This is a genomic window from Variovorax sp. P5_A3 (assembly GCF_056400665.1).
On sequence record NZ_JBFUKW010000013.1, the window covers coordinates 98649 to 116708 of the forward strand.

Annotated in this window: 18 protein-coding genes; 16 read left to right on the top strand and 2 right to left on the bottom strand. The window is 66.5% G+C overall.

Features of this window, described 5'->3' with window-relative positions; all coding sequences use genetic code 11:
* Positions 1 to 18 precede the first annotated feature (18 nt).
* The 3 genes from AC1D3B_RS20820 to AC1D3B_RS20830 all read left to right on the top strand — a co-directional run bounded on the left by AC1D3B_RS20820 (position 19) and on the right by AC1D3B_RS20830 (position 3555).
* A complete protein-coding gene (locus tag AC1D3B_RS20820; protein WP_478192572.1) occupies positions 19 to 918 on the top strand; it encodes a transglutaminase family protein in 900 nt (299 codons plus the stop codon).
* A 192-nt stretch (positions 919 to 1110) separates the two neighbouring features.
* The gene (locus AC1D3B_RS20825) at positions 1111 to 2097 is read left to right on the top strand and encodes a patatin-like phospholipase family protein (protein ID WP_478192645.1); all 987 of its coding nucleotides are present in this window, start codon (positions 1111 to 1113) and stop codon (positions 2095 to 2097) included.
* A gap of 3 nt (positions 2098 to 2100) precedes the next feature.
* Positions 2101 to 3555 (top strand): GntP family permease, encoded by a 1455-nt coding sequence (locus tag AC1D3B_RS20830; protein ID WP_478192573.1) that lies wholly within the window; start codon positions 2101 to 2103, stop codon positions 3553 to 3555.
* A gap of 34 nt (positions 3556 to 3589) precedes the next feature.
* Here AC1D3B_RS20830 and AC1D3B_RS20835 read toward each other — a convergent pair whose 3' ends face one another.
* Positions 3590 to 3856, bottom strand: a complete 267-nt coding sequence (locus tag AC1D3B_RS20835) for a hypothetical protein (RefSeq protein ID WP_478192574.1) — start codon at positions 3854 to 3856, stop codon at positions 3590 to 3592.
* A gap of 190 nt (positions 3857 to 4046) precedes the next feature.
* On the opposite strand from AC1D3B_RS20835, the gene AC1D3B_RS20840 reads away from it, so the two are divergent.
* Both AC1D3B_RS20840 and AC1D3B_RS20845 read left to right on the top strand, forming a co-directional pair.
* Positions 4047 to 6113 (top strand): carbon starvation CstA family protein, encoded by a 2067-nt coding sequence (locus AC1D3B_RS20840; RefSeq protein WP_478192575.1) that lies wholly within the window; start codon positions 4047 to 4049, stop codon positions 6111 to 6113.
* A 61-nt stretch (positions 6114 to 6174) separates the two neighbouring features.
* The gene (locus AC1D3B_RS20845) at positions 6175 to 6402 is read left to right on the top strand and encodes a YbdD/YjiX family protein (protein WP_478192576.1); all 228 of its coding nucleotides are present in this window, start codon (positions 6175 to 6177) and stop codon (positions 6400 to 6402) included.
* A 1-nt stretch (position 6403) separates the two neighbouring features.
* On the opposite strand, the gene AC1D3B_RS20850 is transcribed toward AC1D3B_RS20845, so the two are convergent.
* Positions 6404 to 7345, bottom strand: a complete 942-nt coding sequence (locus AC1D3B_RS20850; protein ID WP_478192577.1) for a crotonase/enoyl-CoA hydratase family protein — start codon at positions 7343 to 7345, stop codon at positions 6404 to 6406.
* Positions 7346 to 7564: 219 nt separating this feature from the next.
* Here AC1D3B_RS20850 and AC1D3B_RS20855 point away from each other — a divergent pair, with 219 nt between their 5' ends.
* From AC1D3B_RS20855 to AC1D3B_RS20905, 11 genes are all read left to right on the top strand, one after another.
* On the top strand, positions 7565 to 7768 hold the full coding sequence (locus AC1D3B_RS20855) for a hypothetical protein (protein WP_478192578.1): 204 nt from the start codon (positions 7565 to 7567) through the stop codon (positions 7766 to 7768).
* A 254-nt stretch (positions 7769 to 8022) separates the two neighbouring features.
* Positions 8023 to 8637: a PAQR family membrane homeostasis protein TrhA gene (gene trhA, locus AC1D3B_RS20860; protein ID WP_478192579.1), complete on the top strand. Its 615-nt coding sequence runs from the start codon at positions 8023 to 8025 to the stop codon at positions 8635 to 8637.
* 53 nt (positions 8638 to 8690) lie between these two features.
* Positions 8691 to 10313 (top strand): MFS transporter, encoded by a 1623-nt coding sequence (locus AC1D3B_RS20865; protein WP_478192580.1) that lies wholly within the window; start codon positions 8691 to 8693, stop codon positions 10311 to 10313.
* A 305-nt stretch (positions 10314 to 10618) separates the two neighbouring features.
* Positions 10619 to 12397, top strand: a complete 1779-nt coding sequence (locus AC1D3B_RS20870; protein WP_478192581.1) for a nitrite/sulfite reductase — start codon at positions 10619 to 10621, stop codon at positions 12395 to 12397.
* Positions 12394 to 12786 carry a DUF934 domain-containing protein gene (locus tag AC1D3B_RS20875; RefSeq protein ID WP_478192582.1) on the top strand — a complete coding sequence of 131 codons (393 nt, stop codon included), beginning with the start codon at positions 12394 to 12396 and terminating at the stop codon, positions 12784 to 12786. Before AC1D3B_RS20870 ends, AC1D3B_RS20875 begins: the two co-directional genes overlap by 4 nt.
* 44 nt (positions 12787 to 12830) lie before the next feature.
* Entirely contained in the window at positions 12831 to 13451 is a 621-nt protein-coding gene (locus AC1D3B_RS20880; RefSeq protein ID WP_478192583.1) for a phosphoadenosine phosphosulfate reductase domain-containing protein, read from the top strand.
* A 44-nt stretch (positions 13452 to 13495) separates the two neighbouring features.
* Positions 13496 to 14449: a sulfate adenylyltransferase subunit CysD gene (gene cysD, locus AC1D3B_RS20885; protein ID WP_478192584.1), complete on the top strand. Its 954-nt coding sequence runs from the start codon at positions 13496 to 13498 to the stop codon at positions 14447 to 14449.
* The gene (locus AC1D3B_RS20890; protein WP_478192585.1) at positions 14449 to 15783 is read left to right on the top strand and encodes a sulfate adenylyltransferase subunit 1; all 1335 of its coding nucleotides are present in this window, start codon (positions 14449 to 14451) and stop codon (positions 15781 to 15783) included. The genes cysD and AC1D3B_RS20890 overlap by 1 nt, the downstream gene beginning before the upstream one ends.
* A 43-nt stretch (positions 15784 to 15826) precedes the next feature.
* Positions 15827 to 16156, top strand: coding sequence for a ferredoxin FdxA (fdxA, locus tag AC1D3B_RS20895; RefSeq protein ID WP_435517900.1), 330 nt, complete (start codon positions 15827 to 15829; stop codon positions 16154 to 16156).
* Positions 16114 to 17178, top strand: coding sequence for an NAD(P)/FAD-dependent oxidoreductase (locus tag AC1D3B_RS20900; RefSeq protein ID WP_478192586.1), 1065 nt, complete (start codon positions 16114 to 16116; stop codon positions 17176 to 17178). The genes fdxA and AC1D3B_RS20900 overlap by 43 nt, the downstream gene beginning before the upstream one ends.
* 99 nt (positions 17179 to 17277) lie before the next feature.
* Entirely contained in the window at positions 17278 to 17904 is a 627-nt protein-coding gene (locus tag AC1D3B_RS20905; protein WP_478192587.1) for a phosphatase PAP2 family protein, read from the top strand.
* The last annotated feature ends 156 nt before the right edge of the window (positions 17905 to 18060 follow it).

Below are 18060 nucleotides of genomic sequence, written 5' to 3' on the forward strand. Positions count from 1 at the left end.
CCGGCAGCACAATCCGCCATGCCCACGCACTACGACATCACCCACACCACCATCTACCGCTACAAGGCGCCGGTCACCTTCGGCCTGCATCGCGTGATGTTCAGGCCGCGCGACAGCCACGACCTGCGCGTTCTCGCCACCGACCTGCAGGTGAGTCCGCAGGCGCACGTGAGGATGATCCAGGACCCCTATTCGAACTCGATCGCGCTGGTGCAGCCGATGGGCGAAGCGTTGGAACTTCGCATCGTCTGCTCCTTCACCATCGAGCATGTGGATGCGCCGCTGGACACGCTGTCGCTCGATCCGTCCGCGGAGATGCTGCCCTTCGCCTATTCGGTGCAGGAACGGCTCGATCTCGAGCACTACCTGCGACCGCACTATGACGATCCGGATGGCGTGCTGATCCGCTGGGCCCATCAGTTCCTCTACACCGACGAACCCAACAGCACGCGTGACGTGCTCGCGCGAATGAACGCGCACATCGGCCAGAGCCTGAAATACACCCCGCGCGACGAGGAAGGCACCCAGACGCCGCTGCAGACGCTCGCGCTGGGCGGCGGAAGCTGCCGCGACTACGCGCTCCTGATGATGGAAGCCGCACGCCGGCTGGGCGTCGCGACCCGCTTTGTCTCGGGCTACCTGTACGACGCCGCGCTTGACACCGGCGCCGCCGAACCCGGCGATTCCATGACGGGCGCGGGAAGCACCCATGCGTGGCTGCACGCCTACCTGCCCGGCGCGGGATGGATCGCCTTCGACCCGACCAACAACCTCATGGGCAGCGGCGGCCAGCTCATCCGCGTCGGCGTGGCACGCGATCCCGCGCTGGCAGCGCCCATCTCCGGCAGCTGGTACGGCGACCCCGATGCCTACGAAGGGCTGGACGCTTCCGTGGTGGTGCGGCGCGTATCGGACTGATCCGCGACAAATCGATCTGTTGCACTCGCGACAGGGACTCCCTAGAGTGGGGCCGGGGGCCATGACGCAGACCCGTCATCGTTCGAAGCGACCATGCACCTTGGGCCAATGGACGGTGGAGGTGCCGTCCAGCAGCGTATTGCGCTGCGCACCAGGAGGACTTCATTGAAAACCTTGCCTATCGACCTTGCATTGCAAGGCGGCGGTTCCCATGGCGCTTTCACATGGGGCGTGCTCGACCGACTGCTGGAGGAACCCTGGATGCGCGTCGATGGCATCTCGGGCACATCCGCCGGCGCGATGAATGCGGCTGTCCTGGCCTGCGGCTACGCGGGGGGTGGCGCCGAGGGTGCGCGCGAAGCCCTGGAGAACTTCTGGCGCGGCGTGTCGGACGCGGCCCGCTTCAGTCCGTTCCGGCGTGGCTGGGCGGAGATGATGAGCGGCACCTGGACACTCGACAATTCGCCCGCCTTCGTGGCGATCGAGATGGCGACGCGCCTGTGGTCGCCCTATGACCTGAATCCGCAGGGCATGAATCCGCTGCGCGGCATCCTGGCCGACCTGATCGATTTCGAGCGCCTTGCCTCGTCGCCGATCAAGCTCTTCGTGACGGCGACCAACGTGCGCACCGGCCGCGGCCGCGTGTTCCGCAATGCCGAGATCGGCCCCGACGTGCTGCTGGCATCGGCCTGCCTGCCGTCGATGTTCCATGCGGTCGAGATCGAGGGTGACCCGTACTGGGACGGCGGCTACGCCGGCAATCCGACGATGACCCCGCTGATCCGCGAGTGCCAGTCGAGCGACACCATCCTCGTGCAGATCAATCCGGTCGAACGGCCGGGCCTGCCGCGCAGCGCGCAGGAAATCAACAACCGCCTCAATGAGATTTCGTTCAACTCGCCACTGCTGAAGGAGTTGCGCATGATCGCCATGCTGCACCAGGTGGCGGACCCCGGCACCGGCGAGGGCGCCGCATGGGCGCGCATGCGCATCCATCGCATCGCCACCGATGCGATGCTGGAGTTGGGCTACTCGTCGAAGATGATCGCGGAGTGGGCCTTCCTGTGCAAACTGCGCGACGAGGGGCGGCGCTCCGCGAGTGCTTTCATCGAAGCGCATGTGGGCGACATCGGCAAGCGTTCGACGCTCGATCTCGACGCATTGCTCGAAGGAGTCTGAGCCATGGGTCTCGCAGGCATCTTCGCAGGCCTGGGCCTGCTCATCTGGCTCTCCTACCGCGGATGGAGCGTGCTCGTGCTGGCGCCGGCCGCAGCCCTGATCGCGGCGCTGTTCGCAGGGGAGCCGCTGCTCGCGCACTGGACGCAGACCTTCATGAGTTCGGCCGCCGGCTTCCTGGCGCAGTTCTTTCCGCTCTTCCTGCTCGGCGCGGTGTTCGGCAAGCTGATGGACGACAGCGGATCGGTGCAGACCATTGCGCGCTTCATGACCGAGAAGCTGGGCCCCAAGCGGGCAATGCTGGCCGTGGTGCTGGCCGGTGCGCTGGTGACCTACGGCGGCGTGAGCCTCTTCGTCGCCTTCTTCGTTCTTGCGCCGATGGCGCATGCGCTGTTCCGCGCGGCGGACATTCCGGCACGGCTGATGCCGGCGGCCATTGCGTTGGGCACGTCCACCTTCACGATGTCCGCGCTGCCGGGCACCCCGGCCATCCAGAACGCGATCCCCATGCCCTTCTTCGGCACCACGGCGTTCGCTGCGCCGGGCCTGGGCGTCATGGCGGCGGCGATCATGCTCGGCTTCGGCATGTGGTGGCTGCGCCGCGCCGAAGGGGTCGCGCGCCGAGCCGGGGAAAGCTATGAGCCCGTCTCGGTCGACAAGCACGTCAGCGCCGCCGAGGACCCGGTGGTACGCGAGCGCGCCACCACCTCCGGCAGCTTCGACCCCGCCGAGGTCGAACACGGCGAGCACGGCGCCGGGCAGCCGGGCATCGTCGTCGCGTTGCTGCCGCTCGTGGTCGTGGTCATCGTGAACCTGCTGATGGCGCTGGTCGTGCTGCCGAGCCTGGACACGAGCTATCTCGAAGAGCCGCGCTTCGGAAGCATCACCCTGGCGAATGTGGGCGGCGTCTGGGCCGTCCTGGTTGCGCTGGCCACTGCCATCGTCCTGCTGGTGGTTCTGAACTGGAAGCGCCTGCCCTCGCTGCGCGCGACGGTCGACGCGGGTGCGAACGCCTCGGTGCTGCCGGTGGTGTGCGTGGCCAGCCTGGTGGGCTTCGGCGCGGTGGTCGCCGCCATGCCCGCTTTCGAGATGGTGCGCGACTGGGTGCTGGGCATCGGCGGCGGGCCGCTGGTGTCGCTCGCGCTGTCGACCAACATCCTCGCCGCGCTGACCGGCTCGGCCTCCGGCGGCCTGACGATTGCGCTCGATGCGCTGGGCGCCACCTACATGCAGTTGGCCGCGACCACCGGCATCGATCCGGCGCTCATGCACCGCGTGGCGGTGATCGGTGCCGGCACGCTCGACAGCCTGCCGCACAACGGCGCGGTCGTTACCCTGCTCGCGGTATGCGGCACGGGCCACCGCGAAAGCTACTTCGACATCGTGATGGTGGGTATCGTGGGCGCCTTGATCGCGCTCATCGCCGTGGTTGCCGTCGGGACGGCATTCGGCTCCTTCTGACCCGTGGGTCGGGCGACTCAGGCCCGCCTGCGACTCAGGCCCGCCTGCGGCTTGCGTGCGCAACCCACTCCTCGCACAACGCGGCAATGCAGCCCGCGTAGTTCGCTTCCGCCCGTTCCTGCGCCTCGACCAGGCGCGCCAGTTCCGCGATTTCCTCCGGGTTCGGCGGCGGGCTGTCGCTTCCGCACATCCAGTCGCCCAGCGCCTCGATGAGTTCCCCGCGCGCGGCATCGACGGCAAGGCGGCTGATCACGACCGCGCGATGCAGTTGGGCCAGCTCCCCTTTTCTGGTTCGTTCCACGGTCGCTCCCAAAATCTGCCTTCAGTGTCGTCAGACTACTTATGTATTACTTTGTGAGGGCGTAGGTCTATATCCCATAGGCCGTAGTCATTTCGCCCGGTTGCGGGACGGACGACTTCGCGCCTTGCGCGAGGGGCGCGGCAGCGGGATGATGGGCGGTCCGGTTCTTTTTCGTGAGGGGAGCGGCGACATGAACAAGCTCACATCCCTCCTGCTGTGGCCCGCAGTGGCCATCGTCGGAGCTCTCTCCTTCGGCGCACTGGCGCTGGGCCGCGGCGAAAGCGTCAACGCGGTGTGGCTGGTCACCGCGGCGCTGTGCGTCTACTTCATCGCTTACCGCTTCTACAGCAAGTTCATCGCCGAGAAAGTCCTGCGCCTGGACGACTCGCGCCCGACGCCCGCCATCCGCCACAACGACGGCATGGACTACGTGCCGACGAACAAATGGGTGCTCTACGGCCACCATTTCGCCGCCATCGCCGGCGCGGGTCCGCTGGTGGGTCCGGTGCTTGCCGCACAGATGGGCTACCTGCCCGGAACGCTGTGGATCCTCTCTGGCGTGGTGCTGGCCGGCGCGGTGCAGGATTTCATCGTGCTCTTCGCCTCCGTGCGCCGCGACGGCAAGTCGCTCGGCGAGATGATCAAGATGGAGCTGGGCCCCGTCCCCGGCACGCTCGCGCTGATCGGCGTGCTGGCGATCATGATCATCATCCTGGCGGTGCTGGCGCTGATCGTGGTCAAGGCGCTCACCGGCAGCCCGTGGGGCTTGTTCACCATCTTCGCGACGATCCCGATCGCGCTGCTGATGGGCGTCTACATGCGCATCATCCGGCCGGGGCGCGTCGGCGAAGCCTCGGCATTCGGCGTCGTGCTGCTGCTGTTCTCGATCTTTCTCGGGCGTGCGGTGGCCGAAAGCCCGACCTGGGGGCCGCTGTTCACCCTCACCGGCCCGCAGCTCGCGTGGGCGCTGATCATCTACGGCGCGATCGCCGCGAGCCTGCCCGTGTGGCTGATGCTCGCGCCGCGCGACTACCTGAGCACCTTCCTGAAGATCGGCACCATCGTCGCGCTGGCGCTCGGCATCTACTACGTCGCGCCGATGCTCGCGATGCCGGCGACGACGCGTTTCATCGACGGCACCGGGCCCGTCTTCTCGGGCAAGCTCTTTCCCTTCCTCTTCATCACCATCGCCTGCGGATCGGTCTCGGGCTTCCATGCGCTGATCTCATCCGGCACGACGCCCAAGATGATCGAGAAGGAATCGCACATGCGCTTCATCGGCTTCGGCGGGATGCTGGCCGAATCCTTCGTCGCGGTGATGGCGCTCACCGCCGCGAGCGTGCTCGATCCGGGCATCTACTTCGCGATGAACGCACCCGCCGCGGTGATCGGCACGACCGCCGCCAACGCCGCGCAGGTGATTTCGAGCTGGGGCTTCGTCATCACGCCGGAGCTGATCACGCAGACGGCCAAGGACATCGGCGAGACCAGCATCCTTTCGCGCGCCGGCGGGGCACCCACCCTGGCGGTGGGCATGGCGCAGATCCTCGGGCAGGCCTTCGGTGGCAAGTCGATGGAAGCCTTCTGGTATCACTTCGCCATCCTCTTCGAGGCGCTGTTCATCCTGACCGCGGTCGATGCCGGCACGCGGGTCGGCCGCTTCATGATCCAGGACATGCTGGGCCACGTGTACAAGCCACTCGGCAACACCGAATTTCTCCCGGCCAACCTGGTCGCGACCGCACTCTGCGTGGCCATGTGGGGCTACTTCCTGTACCAGGGCGTGGTCGATCCGCTCGGCGGCATCAACACGCTGTGGCAGCTCTTCGGCGTCGGCAACCAGATGCTGGCCGGCATCGCCCTGCTGCTTTGCACCAGCGTGCTGGTGAAGATGAAGCGCCAGCGCTACGTGTGGGTCACGTTGGTGCCGACGGCCTGGCTGCTGGTCACGACGCTGACCGCGGGCGTGCAGAAGATCTTTCATCCCGACCCGGCGATCGGCTTCCTCGCGCTGGCGCACAAGTTCGGCGACGCGGCCGCGCAAGGCACGCTGATCGCGCCCGCCAAGTCGATCGAGGAGATGCAGCGCGTGGCCTTCAACAACTACCTGGACGCGGTCGTCTGCGGCTTCTTCGTGCTGCTGGTGGTGGCGATGTGCGTCTTCGCGGCCAAGATCTGCATGCAGGCCTTGAAACAGGCCAAGCCGACCGCGCAGGAGATTCCGCCCATAGCGGGCGCGCAGGGAGCCATGCCATGAGCGCCGCGCCGGACCGCTCCAGGCAAGCTCGCACCGCAGTGCGGAGCACGGAGGTTACTCAATGAACGCCGTGCCGGACGAGCGCGAAGCGGGCACGCAGCGCTGGCTGGGCCAGAACATCCGCAGCATCTGTTCGGTGTGCCGGCAGGTCTTCGGCATGCCGGATTACGAGCGCTACCTGGCGCATGCCGAGGCGCTCCATCCGGGAGCGCCGGTCCTGTCGCGCAACGAGTACTGCGCGCGGGTGATCGAGCGCCGCTACGGCAAGGGCGGCGCGCGCTGCTGCTGATCTACGCGCCGTCGAGCGCAGCCCTGGCCCGGGCCAGCCGCGCCTCGAGATCCGCCACCAGCGCCCTCGCCTCGTCGCCTTCCGGGATTGGCCTGCCGCTGTCGCGCCACGCAACGGCGCTCTTGAAGCCTTCCACCTCCGCTTGACGGCGGAACCACATTCCTTCGGGGTTGTGGCGCGTGATGCCGTCGAACACGGTGGCGAACATCTGCGACTGCTCCAACCCCATCGAGTGCCAGACCTGGTTGACGACCAGCTTGTGCATCATGAGATGCGAACGCGGAACGCCCGCGATGCGCTGTGCGAGCTGCAAGGTGGCTTCGTCGAGCCGGTCGGCGGGCACAGAGAAATTGGCCAGGCCCCATTCGGCGGCTTGCGTTCCGGTGATGGTGTCTCCCGTGAACATCAGCTGCTTGGCACGCATCGCCCCGAGCCGGTACGTCCACATCGCCGTCGTAGGGCAGCCCCAGACGCGGGTGGGCATGTAGCCGATCTTCGCGTCGTCGGCCATCACCAGCAGGTCGCAGCACAAGGCGATGTCGCTGCCGCCCGCCACGGCGTAACCATGTACCTTGGCGATGGTTGGCTTGGTGCAGCGCCACAAGGACATGAAGTCATCGGTGTTGGCCTTCATGGCGGCGTAGTCGAGCATCGGGTCCCACGGCGTCTTCTCTTGCCGGCACGGGTGGTCAGCGGTGCCGTCGAGGTCCTTGCCCTCCGCGTACTCGCCCAGGTCGTAGCCGGCGCAGAAGGCCCGGCCCGCCCCCTCGACCACGATGACGTGCACCTCGTCCTCGGCCTGCGCCCATTCGACTGCGTGCCGGATGTCCGAAGGCGTCGTATTGCCGATGGCGTTGAGCTTGTCGGGACGGTTGAGCAGCAAGCGGGCGATGCGCGGATGCTGCGGATCCTTGTCGATGAGGACGGTGTTGAACGCGGGCATGAGGTCTCCTGTGGTTGGGGGTCGCCAGCGGCCAATTTCACTTCAGACGGCCGTTTGGCGCAAAGCGATGTACGACGCAGCGGACAAGGATGCGATTTCGTAGGACCCACGGAAGCGTCGAATCAGCCGCGCGGTCGTTGCGCCGGGCCCGGGTTCCTACAACCGGGTCGCTGCGTATCGGCTTACCGTCCTTGCACACAGGCACAAGGAGAACACGCCATGCCTCTCGCCATGCCCCAACCCGACTTCGAGCCGTCGCTTCGGCTCCATCTCAGTGCGTTCAGTGGCCGCGCCGCGCAGACCGAGGTCGAACCGGACCGCTTCGACGGCCCCGGCGAAGAAGACGAGGACGCCGATCCCGTCGGCAAGCATCCCCGGCATCTGGCCAACCAGTTGTTCATGTTGTATGGCGATCGCCGCTGATAACGCCGGTGGATAGGTAGATGGGCGGTTCGTGACGGATGTCACGGTCGCCCGCAGGCACAGGGCATACCCAGGTCATACGCACCTGCTCTGCCGATAGGCAGATGCAACGGGGTTCGCGCAGGTACGGCTGGCCGATTCGCCAGCGCCAATGGTTGATGCGCGGCAGCGCCGACTCGGGTCTGATGTCATCACGCTGCAGCAAAGCTGCGGCCCACTCGAAAGCTCCTCATCCACCTCACCTGGGCGACACCATGTACCGCGGCGAACGCTTCAACGGATACAGCCACCTGCTCGGCCTGTTGCTGGCGACGGCGGGTTCCGCGGCGCTCCTCGCCAAGACGATGCCGGATGGAGACCCCGCCAAGATGGCCAGCGCGCTGGTCTTCGCGATCTCGATGATGACGCTCTACGCGGCATCGACCCTCTTCCACAGCACACGCGGCCGCGTCAAGCTCTTCTGGCAGCGGGTGGACCACTGTGCAATCTACCTGCTCATCGCGGGCAGCTACACGCCCTTCGCGCTGGTCACGCTGCAGGGTTCGTGGGGGTGGGCGCTGCTGGCTGCAATCTGGGCCGCGGCGATCTTCGGCATCGGGCGCGAGTTGCGACCGGGCGAGCCTCCGAAGACCTCGTTGCTGCTCTACATGGGCATGGGCTGGCTTGGCGTGCTGGTCGGCGCGCCGCTCGTCGCGCGCCTCGATAGCGAAGGCCTGACATGGCTGCTGATCGGCGCCGCGCTGTATTCGGCGGGCACGGTCTTCTATCGCAATCCCCGCGGCTGGCGCCATGCGCATGGCACCTGGCACCTGTTCGTGCTCGGCGGCACCCTCTGCCACTACATCACGGTGACGCAGTTCGTACTCTAGGTCGCGGCAGGTACCGGGCGCGCCGGTAACATCCGGGCTCGAGAGAACGCCCAGTGAAACCGCAGAACTTCAATTTCCATCACCCGCTCGCCTTCTGGATCGGCTGTCTCGCCATCATCGGCGGCGTGCTCGCCCATGTACCCATGTTCATGATGGGCAGGTACACCGGCTACCAGATGGTCGGCATGGAAATGGACGCCACCATGCTGACCGGCATGGCGATGATTCCCCTCGGCGTGCTGCTCGCGGCCTACGGGCTGATGCCGCGCATCGCCCAGATGCACAAGAGCCTGCACCACGACAGCCACCTGCAATTCCATGTGGCCGACGGCGTGCCCCTGAACCGCGAGCACTGGAAGCTCGTCATCGTGCTGGTGATCGCGCTGGCGGTCGACGTGCTGAAGCCGGCGACGCTGGGCTTCGTGATGCCGGGCATGACGCGCGAGTACGAGATCAACAAGGAAACGGCCGGCGTGCTCGCGCTGGTCGCACTCACCGGCACCACGGTCGGCTCGGTCGTCTGGGGGCGGCTGGCGGATGTCTTCGGACGGCGATCGGCCATCCTGCTCTCCGCGCTCATGTTCATCGGCACCGCGATCTGCGGCGCCATGCCTTCCTTCGGCTGGAACCTGGTGATGTGCTTCCTGATGGGCGCATCCGCCGGCGGACTGCTGCCGATCACCTTCACGCTGATGGCCGAGACCGTGCCCGCCGCACACCGTGGTTGGTTGCTGGTGGCGCTGGGCGGTATCGGCACGTCGGCCGGCTACCTGCTGGCGGCGGGCTCGGCTGCGCTGCTGGTGCCGGAGTTCAGTTGGCGGGCCTTGTGGCTGCTCGGCCTGCCCACCGGATTGCTCATCGTGTTCCTGGGGCGCTACATCCCGGAATCGCCTCGGTTCCTGTCGAATGCAGGGCTCGACACCGAGGCGCGTGCCGTGCTCGCAAGATTCGCGGGCACCGGTGCTGCCACCGCTCCGGCCGAAGACGTGCCGGCGGTCGTGGCCGAACAGGAAGTGCCGGCGGGCGGCATGGGCCAACTGCTGCACGGCGGCCATGCGAGGATCACCTGGGGCCTGATCGTCTGCGGCGTGGCCTGGGGACTCGTCAACTTCGGCTTCCTGCTGTGGCTGCCGACCAACCTCGGCAGCATGGGCATGGACGCCAGCGCCGCCAGCGCCCTGCTGGCACGCTCCGCGCTGTTGGCGCTGCCCGGCATCGCCCTCGTGATCTGGCTCTACCACCGCTGGAGCAGCATCAAGGCGCTGGTGCTCTTCATCGTGCTGACGGCGGCGACTTTGCTGGTGTTCTGCGGGCTCGGGCTCGCGCAGGTGCGATCGGACATGGCCATGGTGCTGACCACCGCCCTGTTGCTGGTGAGTTCGAGCGGCGTGATCGCGATGCTGATCCCCTATGCGGCGGAGATCTATCCGGTGCATCTGCGGGGCACCGGCTCGGGCGTGATCGCGGCCAGTTCGAAGTTCGGCGGCATCCTCGGTGCGGCCTTCGGCGTGCTGGGCGTGTTCGGGCACTTCACCCTGTCGGCCTTGCTCATCGCCGTGCCGATGGCCGTCGCTGCCGTGTTGCTGCTCCGAAGCGGCATCGAGACGCGCGGACGCGGGCTCGAGGACATCCAGGATGCCTTCGCGCCGGCACCCGCCGCGCCGCACCGGGGCTAGCGCTGCCGCACGGCGGCATCAACGCCACGCAATGACAATGACGCGCACGCGCAGGCGCGTCCTTTCCTAGAATCTCACCGGGATTCGAACCGGGACCCGTCGCTCCCAAACGGCGAGCCCGAAGTCGCCCGCCTTATCCGGAATAAGCATTCAATCGCCCGCAAACCCGCATGGAGACTGGTGAATATGCTTATCCGCATAAGGCGCGAACCAAAAAATAGTTTGTTTCCATAAGGCGCGCTTCTACATTCCTCGCTCCCGTTGACGAGGCTGTGGAGGCACCGCCTTCCAGCAACTGACACACGATGTACCAATACACAGATTTCGACCGCCAGTTCGTGCACCTGCGCGCGGCTCAATTCCGCGACCAGCTCGAACGCTGGCAAACGGGCAAGCTCGCCGAGGATGAGTTCCGCCCCCTGCGGCTTCAAAACGGCTGGTATGTCCAGCGCTATGCGCCGATGCTGCGCGTGGCCGTGCCCTACGGCGAACTGTCGAGCCGCCAGCTGCGCGTGCTCGCGAAGATCGCCCGCGAATACGACGAGCCGGAGGCCGAGGTCTACAAGACCGCCATCGCCACCCAGGGCAAGCTCGGCTCGCACAAGCTGCCGACGCACTACGCGCACTTCACGACGCGCCAGAACGTGCAATACAACTGGATCCCGCTGTCGAAATCGGCCGATGTGATGGACCTGCTGGCCTCGGTCGACATGCACGGCATCCAGACCAGCGGCAACTGCATCCGCAACATCACCAGCGACGAGCGCGCCGGCGTAGCGGTCGACGAGATCGCGGACCCGCGTCCCTTTGCGGAAATCATGCGCCAGTGGAGCACGCTTCACCCCGAATTCGCCTTCCTGCCGCGCAAGTTCAAGATCGCGATCACCGGCGCCACGGAAGACCGTGCCGCCACCGGCTGGCACGACGTGGGCCTGCACCTGCTGAAGAACGACGCGGGCGAACTGGGCTTCCGCGTGCAGGTCGGCGGAGGCATGGGCCGCACGCCGATCATCGGCACCGTGCTGCGGGAGTTCCTGCCATGGAACCAGATCATGAATTACCTCGAAGCGGTGATCCGGGTCTACAACCGCTACGGACGACGCGACAACATCTACAAGGCGCGCATCAAGATCCTGGTGAAGGCCGAGGGCCAGCGCTACATCGACGATGTCGAGGCCGAGTACAAGCAGATCATCGAGCACGACGGCGCGCCGCACACGGTGACGCAGGCCGAACTCGACCGCGTGAGCGCTTCTTTCGTGCCGCCGACGCTGGCGACCCGTGTATTCCGCAGCGCCGAGGAAACCGACGCCGACCTGCGTGCGCAGGCCGCCGACGACGTGATGTTCGCGCGCTGGCTGGCGCGCAACGTCGCGCCGCACAAGAACCCGGCGCTGCGCGCGGTCACGCTGTCCTTCAAGCGTCGCCTGCAGGCGCCCGGCGATGCCTCCGCCGACCAGCTCGACACGGCCGCCCGGCTCGCCGAGCGGTTCAGCGCCGGCGAAGCCCGCGTCACGCACGACCAGAACCTGCTGCTGCCCTGGGTGCATGCCGAAGACCTGCACGCCCTGTGGCTGGCCGCACGCGAAGCCGGCTTCGCAAGCGCCAACGTGCACCTGCTGACCGACATGATCGCCTGCCCCGGCGGTGACTTCTGCGCGCTGGCGAACGCGCGATCGATCCCGATCGCCGAAGCCATCACCGAGCGCTACCAGGACCTGGACGAGCTCGACGACCTCGGCGAGATCGACCTGCACATCAGCGGCTGCATCAATTCATGCGGCCACCACCACAGCGGGCACATCGGCATCCTCGGCGTCGACAAGGACGGCAAGGAGTGGTACCAGGTGACTCTGGGCGGCTCCGACGGCTCCGCGCTCAGCGGTGCGGCGCAGCCCGGCAAGGTGGTCGGCCCCTCGTTCTCGGCGGCCGAAGTGCCCGACGTGATCGAGGCCGTGCTCAACACCTACCGCGACACCCGCGAGACGGGCGAGACCTTCATCGATGCGCTGCGGCGCGTCGGCATCGAGCCTTTCAAGGCCGCCGCCAACGGCGCGCGCTTCAAGGTCGAGGAGGCGGCATGAACAAGACGCTTCAACTGATCGCTGCCGAAGACCACGTGGACAACGGCGACCCGAACGTCATGCAATTGCCCAATGACGCCGACCCGCTGGCGATCGAGGTGTGCCTCGACGACGTGGAGCGCATCGACCTGGACTTTCCGAAGTTCACCGATGGGCGCGCCTACAGCCAGGCCTTCCTGTTGCGCCGTCGACTCGGGTTCAAGGGCGACATCCGCGCCACCGGGGACGTGCTGATCGACCAACTGGTGCAGATGCAACGCACCGGTTTTTCGAGCGCCGTGCTGAAGGAAGGCGTGGACGCCTCCGCCGCGCAGCGCCAGTTCGACCGTTTTGCCGCCTTCTATCAAGGTGACGCGGTGCAAGCCACGCCGATCTTCAAGCGCGCCTGAGCGAGCCGCCAGCACGCCCCCTGCCCCACCGAAAACTTCGCCAAATGAGCATCGATCTCGCACAAGTCAACGCCAAGCTGGGCCGCAACGCCGAAGGCCTTGTGGATTGGGCCATCGGCCTGGACCGGCCGTCGATCATCACCACCAACTTCCGGCCCTTCGAGGCGGTGATCCTGCACATGGTCACGCGCGCGAAGCCCGACGTGCCGGTGGTCTGGATGGACAACGGCTACAACACCGACGCCACCTACCGCTTCGCCGACGAGGTGACGAAGCTGCTGAAGCTGGATCTGCGCATCTTCGTGCCCCGGCGCTCGCGAGCGCATCGCGAAGCGGTGGAAGGCCCGACGCCGGCGCTCGACGATCCGCGCCACGCCGCCTTCACCGAGGAGGTGAAACTGGAGCCCTTCGCACGCGCGCTGCGCGAGATGGCGCCGCAGGTCTGGTTCACCGCGCTGCGGGCCACCGACACGGCCGTGCGCGCGCAGATGGATCCGGTCAGCATCAATCCCGATGGCCTGATCAAGGTCGCGCCGCTGCTGCACTGGTCGTCGAAGGATCTGTACGACTATTGTCAGGCGCATGGCCTGCCGAACAACTTCGACTATCTCGATCCGACCAAGGGCGAGGACAACAGGGAATGCGGTCTGCACCTCGCGCACTGATGTCCCACGTCGTATCCGATCCACTCTCTGAGCGCCCCATTTCCATGAATGCCCGAACCGAACCCGACCTGCTGCTGAACACCACGCAGTCGCTCGCGCGCCTGTCCAACACGCAGCTCGACGCACTGGAAGAAGAGACCATCTTCATCCTGCGGGAGGTGGCCGCCTCTTTCGAGCGGCCCACGCTGCTGTTCTCGGGCGGCAAGGATTCGCTGGTGCTGCTCAAGTGCGCGGAGAAAGCCTTCGGCATCGGCCGCATCCCCTACCCGCTGCTGATGATCGACACCGGCCACAACTTCCCCGAAGTGACGGCCTTCCGTGATGCGCGCGCCAAGGAACTCGGCGCCGAACTCATTGTGCGCAACGTCGAGGATTCGATGAAGCGCGGCACGGTGCGCCTGGCGCATCCGGACGAATCGCGCAACGTGCACCAGTCGGTCACGCTGCTCGAAGCAATCGAGGAATTCCGGTTCGACGCGCTGATTGGCGGCGCCCGCCGCGACGAGGAAAAGGCCCGCGCCAAGGAGCGCATCTTTTCGCACCGCGACAGCTTCGGCCAATGGCAGCCCAAGGACCAGCGTCCCGAGCTGTGGACGCTTTTCAATACGCGTCTTGCACCGGGCGAGCATTTCCGGGTGTTCCCGATCTCGAACTGGACCGAACTGGACGTGTGGCAGTACATCGAGCGCGAGAACATCGCCCTGCCCTCGATCTACTACACGCACAAGCGCGAAGTGGTCGAGCGCCGCGGCCTGCTGGTGCCGGTGACTGAGCTGACGCCGCCGCGCGATGGCGAGCAGGTCGAGGTGCGCGACGTGCGCTTCCGTACCGTGGGCGACATCACCTGCACGTGCCCGGTCGACAGCCTCGCCGCCGACGCCGGCGACGTGGTGATCGAAACGCTGGCGGCTGACGTCAGCGAACGCGGCGCGACGCGCATGGACGACAAGACGTCCGAAGCCTCCATGGAAAAGCGAAAGAAAGACGGTTACTTCTGATGACGATCGCAACCCAATCGCCAGCAACTTCAACGCACGCCGAGACCGGCGCTGCCCTGCGCTTCATCACCTGCGGCAGTGTCGACGACGGCAAGAGCACGCTGATCGGGCGCCTGCTGGTCGACAGCAAGACCGTGCTGCAGGACCAACTGGCGGGCGTGCAACGCGGCGGCGAGACCGATCTGGCGCTGCTGACCGACGGCCTGTCGGCCGAGCGCGAACAGGGCATCACCATCGACGTGGCCTACCGCTATTTCTCGACCGCGCACCGCAAGTTCGTGATCGGCGATGCGCCGGGCCACGAGCAGTACACGCGCAACATGGTCACGGCCGCTTCGAGCGCCGACGCGGCCGTGGTGCTGGTCGATGCCACCAAGCTGGCCTGGGCGGCCGAATGCGGCGACGGCGAAGTCGTCAGGCGCGAGCTGCTGCCGCAGACCCGTCGCCATACCCTGCTGTGCCATCTGCTGCGCGTGCAGTCGATCGTGTTCGCGGTGAACAAGCTCGACGCCATCGACGATGCCGAACTGGCTTTCGAGCGTATATCCGAGGCGCTCGCGAATTTTGCGGAAGCCGCGGGTGTGAAGGTCGCCGCCACCGTGCCGATCTCGGCGCTCAAGGGCTGGAACGTCGCTTCGCGCCATGTCGACTGGGCAGGCTACGAAGGCCCGAGCCTGCTCGAACTGCTGGAGCAACTGCCGGTCACCGCGCAGGACGAGGCCGTGCCCTTCGCCTTCCCCGTGCAATGGGTCGAGAAGTTCTCCGCCTCGGCCGACACCTCGCGTGGCCGTCGGGTCTTCTGGGGTCGCGTCGCCAGCGGGCACGTCGAGCCCGGCCAGCGCGTCACCGTACTGCCGAGCAACCAGTCCGCCACCGTGGCGCAAGTGCTGAGCCATACCCGCCAGCCCAAGGCCGTGCATGCGGGCCACAGCGCCGGCATCGTGCTGGACCGCGAACTCGATGTCTCACGCGGCGACTGGCTGCTGGAACCCGGCGCCTTCGAGCCGGCGCGCGAAATCACGGCGACCATCGCCTGGCTCGACGACGAACCGCTGGTGGCAGGGCGTGTCTACTGGGCGCTCCAGGGCCACCGCTGGGTCAAGGCCAAGGTGGCGCGCATCGTGGATCGCGTCAACATCACGACGCTGGACTCCGAGCCGGCCGACCAGCTCGAAGCCAATGCGATCGGCGACGTCGTGCTCAGCCTGCAGCAGCCGCTGGCCGTGCTGCCCTTCACCCAGTCGCGCACGTTGGGGTCGCTGATCCTCGTCGACACCGCCTCCCACAGGACCTCCGCTGCCGTGCTGGTGCGGCCTGCGCCCACAAAGCCCTAAAATTCGGGGTTTTCCCGATCTTTCCTCCCGCCAGCCTAGAACCATGACCCACGTCGTCTCCGAATCCTGCATCCGCTGCAAATACACCGATTGCGTCGACGTTTGCCCCGTCGATTGCTTCCGTGAAGGGCCGAACATGCTGGTGATCGATCCCGACGAGTGCATCGATTGCGCGGTCTGCATTCCCGAGTGCCCCGTGAACGCGATCTACGCGGAGGAAGACCTTCCCGCCAACCAGTTGGCCTTCATCAAGATCAACGCCGAGCTGGCGGTGGCCGATGGGTGGAAGAGCATCACCAAGCGCAAGCCGGCGCTGCCCGATGCGGACGAATGGAAAGACAAGACCGACAAGGTCTCGGAGCTGGTGCGCTGAGCACTGCGGCAAGCCCCATCGAGACCGACGCGCTGATCATCGGCGCGGGTCCGGTCGGGCTGTTCCAGGCCTTCCAGCTGGGCCTGCTTGAAATCTCCTGCCGCATCGTCGACGCCCTGCCCCGTATCGGCGGCCAGTGCGTCGAGCTGTATGGCGACAAACCGATCTACGACATCCCGGGCACCCCGGTGACCACCGGCAGGGGTCTCGTGGAATCGCTGCAACGGCAGATCGCGCCTTTCAAGCCGCAATTCCACCTGGGCGAGCAGGTCGCGACGCTCGCCCGTCAGGACGATGGGCGTCTTCTGCTGGGTACCAGCAAGGGCAACGTTTTCCTCGCCAGGACCGTGTTCGTTGCTGCGGGCGTCGGCGCCTTCGTCCCCAAGCGCATCGCCGTCGAAGGCATCGAACGGCTGGAAGGAACAAAGCTTTTCTACCACCCCGACGCGCTCGATCGCTTTGCCGGACAGACGGTGGTGGTCAACGGCGGCGACGACAGCGCGCTCGATACCGCACTGGCGCTCGTGCCGATCGCGAAGCAGGTCACGCTGCTGCATCGGCGCGACGTCTTCCAGGCCGAGGACGCGACGGTCGCGGCCTTGCGAGAGCGAATCGCCGCAGGAACGATGCGCCTGGCCGTCGGGCAGCCGGTTGCCTTCGACGACGCCCAACTGCAAATCGCCACGCCCGATGGGCAAACCATCTCATTGCCATTCGATGCACTGGTCGGCTGCCTCGGGATTTCCCCTCGCCTGGGAGCCGTCGCCGACTGGGGCCTGGATCTGGTGCGCAAGCAGGTGCCGGTCGACACCGAGAAGTTCGAAACGCGCGAACGCGGCGTCTTCGCGGTCGGCGACATCAACACCTATCCGGGCAAGAAGAAACTGATCGTCTGCGGCTTCCACGAAGCCACGCTGGCCGCCTGGGGTGCGACCGCGGTCGTGTTTCCCGACAAGTCGATCCCGCTGCAATACACGACGACCAGCACGCGCCTGCATGCGCTGCTCGGCGTCAAGCACTGATCCCTGTGTGACGCAGGGGTGCACGCGCCGTTGCGACCCTGAACGGGATGTGAATATCCGATTCACGCTGTCGACATCGCGCCAGCCTAGGATTCCGGGATGCAGGCGCTGAACATTTCCCTCTTTCAGTGGCTGGCCGCGGGCTCTGCGCCCCATCCTCAACTCCTGTGGATGGCGTCCGTCATCGCTGAAAGATCACCCTGGGCCTGCGTGGCGATCATGGCCTGGGCCGTATGGCGCAAACCCGCACAACGCTCCTACTGCATGGGCACGCTGGCTGCAGCCGCCGTCGCGGCAATCGCCGCCCATATGCTGGCCAATGCCATCAACGCACCACGCCCCTTCATGCTCGGCCTGAGCCCGGCGCACATCCTGCACGGCGCGCGCGGCTCGATGCCGAGCGCGCACGCCTCGGTGATGTTCACCGTTGCGCTGGTCCTGTGCATGCGCCCGCCTCTGCGCACGGCCGGCCTTGCGATGTTCGTCATCGCAGCGATGACCGGATGGGCGCGCGTCTACGTCGGGGTTCATTTCCCGTTCGACATCCTCGGCGGCCTGCTGCTGGCCGTTGTGGTCACGGCCTTGTTCTGGGTGGTTCTGCGCCTGACGAAACGCTTTTTCCCGCCGCAGTTCGGCGGCGATTCGGGACCTTCCCTTCAGTCGACGGGGGCGGATCAACTCGATGCTGTGCCCCTCGACCCGCAGAGCGTCGTGCGGCACGCTTGATTTCCAGCTGGCCGCCGCGGACGGCCCGGCCCTGCACAGCCCGCTTCGGCGGGCTTTTTCGTGTCCGCCCTACAATGGCACGTCGCTAGGGGTGCTGACCGATGGTCGGCTGAGAAAGTCCCTTTGAACCTGACTCGGCCAGAAGTGGTCGGGGCC

Coding starts and splice junctions, on each gene's coding strand:
- AC1D3B_RS20820 (WP_478192572.1), top strand. CDS start 19: ATGCCCACGCACTACGACATCACCCACACCACCATCTACCGCTACAAG.
- AC1D3B_RS20830 (WP_478192573.1), top strand. CDS start 2,101: ATGGGTCTCGCAGGCATCTTCGCAGGCCTGGGCCTGCTCATCTGGCTC.
- AC1D3B_RS20840 (WP_478192575.1), top strand. CDS start 4,047: ATGAACAAGCTCACATCCCTCCTGCTGTGGCCCGCAGTGGCCATCGTC.
- AC1D3B_RS20845 (WP_478192576.1), top strand. CDS start 6,175: ATGAACGCCGTGCCGGACGAGCGCGAAGCGGGCACGCAGCGCTGGCTG.
- AC1D3B_RS20850 (WP_478192577.1), bottom strand. CDS start 7,345: ATGCCCGCGTTCAACACCGTCCTCATCGACAAGGATCCGCAGCATCCG.
- AC1D3B_RS20855 (WP_478192578.1), top strand. CDS start 7,565: ATGCCTCTCGCCATGCCCCAACCCGACTTCGAGCCGTCGCTTCGGCTC.
- trhA (WP_478192579.1), top strand. CDS start 8,023: ATGTACCGCGGCGAACGCTTCAACGGATACAGCCACCTGCTCGGCCTG.
- AC1D3B_RS20870 (WP_478192581.1), top strand. CDS start 10,619: ATGTACCAATACACAGATTTCGACCGCCAGTTCGTGCACCTGCGCGCG.
- AC1D3B_RS20875 (WP_478192582.1), top strand. CDS start 12,394: ATGAACAAGACGCTTCAACTGATCGCTGCCGAAGACCACGTGGACAAC.
- AC1D3B_RS20880 (WP_478192583.1), top strand. CDS start 12,831: ATGAGCATCGATCTCGCACAAGTCAACGCCAAGCTGGGCCGCAACGCC.
- cysD (WP_478192584.1), top strand. CDS start 13,496: ATGAATGCCCGAACCGAACCCGACCTGCTGCTGAACACCACGCAGTCG.
- AC1D3B_RS20890 (WP_478192585.1), top strand. CDS start 14,449: ATGACGATCGCAACCCAATCGCCAGCAACTTCAACGCACGCCGAGACC.
- fdxA (WP_435517900.1), top strand. CDS start 15,827: ATGACCCACGTCGTCTCCGAATCCTGCATCCGCTGCAAATACACCGAT.
- AC1D3B_RS20900 (WP_478192586.1), top strand. CDS start 16,114: ATGGAAAGACAAGACCGACAAGGTCTCGGAGCTGGTGCGCTGAGCACT.
- AC1D3B_RS20905 (WP_478192587.1), top strand. CDS start 17,278: ATGCAGGCGCTGAACATTTCCCTCTTTCAGTGGCTGGCCGCGGGCTCT.